The sequence below is a fragment of the Psychrobacillus sp. genome, from assembly GCF_056205495.1.
Genome location: NZ_JBAEAP010000564.1, coordinates 1 through 3,879, shown reverse-complemented (window position 1 = coordinate 3,879; position 3,879 = coordinate 1). Strand labels below are relative to the sequence as shown.

Annotated in this window: 4 protein-coding genes; all 4 read right to left on the bottom strand. The window is 38.6% G+C overall.

Features of this window, described 5'->3' with window-relative positions; translation table 11 throughout:
* Nucleotides 1-1,269 (bottom strand): FtsX-like permease family protein (locus AC06OU_RS15880; protein WP_475857067.1); only part of this gene is annotated, 1,269 nt, incomplete at its 3' end.
* A gap of 35 nt (nt 1,270-1,304) precedes the next feature.
* A complete protein-coding gene (locus AC06OU_RS15875; RefSeq protein WP_169360254.1) occupies nt 1,305-2,078 on the bottom strand; it encodes an ABC transporter ATP-binding protein in 774 nt (257 codons plus the stop codon).
* The gene (locus AC06OU_RS15870; protein ID WP_475857066.1) at nt 2,059-3,084 is read right to left on the bottom strand and encodes a sensor histidine kinase; all 1,026 of its coding nucleotides are present in this window, start codon (nt 3,082-3,084) and stop codon (nt 2,059-2,061) included. The genes AC06OU_RS15875 and AC06OU_RS15870 overlap by 20 nt, the downstream gene beginning before the upstream one ends.
* 1 nt (nt 3,085) lies before the next feature.
* Nucleotides 3,086-3,790: a response regulator transcription factor gene (locus AC06OU_RS15865; RefSeq protein ID WP_475857064.1), complete on the bottom strand. Its 705-nt coding sequence runs from the start codon at nt 3,788-3,790 to the stop codon at nt 3,086-3,088.
* Nucleotides 3,791-3,879: the final 89 nt, after the last annotated feature.

Below are 3,879 nucleotides of genomic sequence, written 5' to 3'. Positions count from 1 at the left end.
GATGCGCTCGCGCTCATTTTCATTATACAGCGGGTCAAACTCGGCAGGATCGTCAAGAATGAGGATGCTGTGCCACTCCCGGTACAGCGCGCCGGCGAACATATTGAAACCCTGCGCCTCCAGCGTTTTCGCGTAAGCGTCCTGCAGGACCGCATACAGCTCAGCGTTGACGTTGACCGTCTCGCCTGTACTAGAGGATGTCTGCTTCTTCAGATTAAATTTAACTAAATCATAAGAAAGCCCTTCATTTTGTAGCTCCTCGGTTAGCTTCGTCACATGCTCTTGTTCATAGGGATTATCCCAATCACTAGAGTAGAAAATACTTACAGGGTTTAACTCTCTAAACTGTGCGGTAAAGGAAGTAAACGAAGTAACGATTCCCACTGAAAGAAAGGCTATACACGATACAATTGTTACAACGAAAAACATTTTGGCATTTTCTCGAATTTTTATCGATGCATCCGCGAAAGCGATTAACCGAAAAGATCGCCAATAAAGTTTTCTTTTGTTTCGAATGACCTGTAGCAGATAGAGGATACTGTCCGTATAAAAGTAATACGTTCCCCAAAATGCTAATGTCACAATGACGAAGCTAAGTGCAATATGCATTTGAAATGCCGAGAATATAACAAGTCCGTAGGCAGATAAGATGAGGACAAACCCCAGTAATGCTCTCCATTTTTTATATGCAGTCGGTTCCTCGTCATTACTATATCCTCTTAGAAGCTGGATAATATCTTTCTTACGTATAAAAACGACACTGCTAAAAGAAATTACGACAAACATCGTAACAAAAACGATTATCGTTAATGCAAAGGGTTTCCAAGATACATATAAAGGAAGGCTATCGAGTAAAAAAAGTTCTCGGATAACCATAAAAAAGAACTTCGAAAATGAAAAGCCAAAGAATATGCCGACAGTAACAGAAATAAGGCCTAGTAGCATTGTTTCTATAAAAATCATCCGACCTAGCTGTTGCTTTTGCATCCCGAGATTCAGGAGGACGCCAAACTCATGCGACCTAGCCTGTATAAAGGCACTCATCGAATAAAATAAAAAAAACAATGTAAAAATGATTAATATAATCTCAGCAATCAGCATCCCACCAAATGCTATATCACGTAAAAACTGATCCTCAATCTTTGGATGAAACATTAACATCGTATAGACGAAGAACACCATAACAGAAAAGCTACTAGCTAGAAAAAAAGCTGCATATATCCTGCTGTTCCTTATGACATTATGATAAGCAAATTGTTGAAAGGTCATTTTACATTTCCACCTAACTTTCATCTCCAAAATTATCAAGGCATTCGCAAAGAGTTTAAATCGTTAACGTTTCCACCTAAAAGAGAAAGGACGTTTAATATTCTCTGGAAGAAGGTTTGTCTCCGATCATCCTTATAAATTTCGTTAAAGTACTCCCCATCCTTGATAAATAGCACTCGATCACAATAACTTGCTGCTATCGGATCGTGAGTTACCATAACAATGGTCGTATTACTCATCTGATTAACTTGAGTTAATATTTCTAATACATCACGTGCTGATTTAGAATCTAGATTTCCGGTTGGCTCGTCCGCAAGAATAATGGATGGCCCATGTATCAAAGCTCTTCCTATCGCAGTTCTTTGCGCCTGACCACCAGAAATCTCTGCTGGTCTCTTTTCTAGAATATTCATTAGATCCAACGATTCCGCTATTTCAATGACTTTTTCCCTCATCGTCCCTACAGGCTGCCCATCTAAGGTTAAAGGGAGAATCATATTTTCCTCTACCGTAAGGGCTGGGAGAAGGTTGAAATCCTGAAATACGAATCCAAGCTGTCTTCTTCTAAACAAAGACAAATCATCCTTTTTCAGCTCCAACGGGTTTAAGCCGTCTATAAAGAAATCCCCAGAGGTTGGTCGGTCAATAGTGGAAATTATATTCAGTAAGGTAGTTTTTCCACTTCCTGATGGACCCATTACTGCAAGGAACTCTCCTTTTTCCACTTCAAAGCTAAGCTGATTAATGGCAAGATGAGCTATTTTCCCTTCATAAACCTTCGTTATATCATCAAGAACTAATATCGACATCCTTGTCATCCCTTTCCTTAGAATCTAACTTCTCAAATAGGATCGATATGGTCGTTCCTTCTCCAAGTATCGACTTAATACTCATCTTGTGACCTAAACGATTACAGATTTCCTGAGCCAAATATAATCCCATTCCAGTAGATTCCCCACTTTTACGTCCATTCTCTCCCGTAAAAAAGGCTTTGGACACACGTTTTATATCAGAGGCTGGGATACCAATCCCTTCATCTCTCACACTCAATATTACTTTTTCGTCCTCTAAAGTAGTCTCAAAAAATATCTTTTTATTTTCCTTCATCGTGTATTTAACTGCATTTGTTATAAATTGAGCAATAACAAAACGGATCCATTTAGCATCCGTGGCGATTAAACAATCATCTTCCATTTCAATGACAGGATAAACTCGGTGACTAATAAACAATCGCTTATTCTTAGAAACCTCTTCAGTCACAACTTGCCTTAAATTCACTTGTTCTATGTGCATATCCTCTTCAAAGGTATCAAGCCTGGCATTCATAAGTACAGCTTCTAATCCTCGCTTCAATCGATCCGTTTCCTCGAGAACACTTTTAGAGTCCATGTGCTCCTCATTTTGTCCCATCATTTCTAAAACAGAAATTGGAGTTTTCATTTGATGAACCCAGCTGTTCATAAATTGCAGATGCCTGTTTTGAGTGGCATATAGAAGCTGCACCTCTTTTTGATATAAACGATAGATGTGCTGCAAATATGTCTCCACTTGCCTTACTTCTGGCGAGTATCCTTCTTTTTGCAGGACTACTTCTATTTTGTTTGGAACAGATAGTATTTTTTTATAAAACGACATTTTTTTTATAAAAAGCGTTCCTAAAAAGGTAAGTGTTAGGATGGTGCTAATCACAATTGAGTATACGGCAGTATCAACGTTGCGAAAGCCATCCAGCCAATAAAGGAGCATGATAAATAACACAAGGAAAATTTGAAATATGATAAAGATAGAATGTTCTTTTATAAATAAACGAAACATATCAAGATTCCTCCGAACTAAGGTTTAAGCGATAACCTGCTCCTCGTACTGTTTCAATGGTGGAGCTCACATGGTAATCCGCAAGCTTCTTACGGACTCTTGTCATGTTCACATTCAGTGTGTTCTCATCAACAAAGGACTGGTCATCCCAGAGCTCTTCTAATAGTTGCTCCCGTGTCACTACTTTAGGATAGTTTCTTAAAAGTAATTCTAGTATGGTACACTCTTTCTTCTGAAGAGGAATTTCGTCCTTACCGATATGTAGCTCCATCCGCTCCAAGAAAAGCTGAAGCTTTCCAGCACGGACAATTCTCTCTTCCTGCTTTGCAGCATACTCCCCATACGTCCTTCTTAAATGGCTTCGTATTTTAGCTAGGACGATTTCATAATGGAAAGGCTTCGTAATAAAATCGTCTCCCCCATTTTCTAAGGCAAAAATCTGATCCATTTCACCTGATCTTGCCGAAACAAAAATAATCGGACAAGTCGTAAGCTGTCTTAATTGTCTACACCAATAATAGCCGTCATACGAAGGTAAATTCACATCAAGCAAAACAATGTGTGGATCAAAGGCTGTAAATTCCTCAATTATATGGTCAAAGTCTTCTATAGTATGTACTTCATAGTGATATTTTCTTAATGTATCTGCCAATAGTGCTGCAATTTTCTTATCGTCTTCCACTACTAGCACTCGGTGTGTGTCCACAGTAATCCCCCTTAAAAAGTTCTTCTCTTATCATATCAAATCTTTCTTTAATATTCTTCATACACCCAAAGAATTCAAACCACAATAAT

Bases quoted from the DNA above. Each gene is read 5' to 3' on its own strand.
- AC06OU_RS15875 (WP_169360254.1), bottom strand. From the start codon at position 2,078: ATGTCGATATTAGTTCTTGATGATATAACGAAGGTTTATGAAGGGAAA.
- AC06OU_RS15870 (WP_475857066.1), bottom strand. From the start codon at position 3,084: ATGTTTCGTTTATTTATAAAAGAACATTCTATCTTTATCATATTTCAA.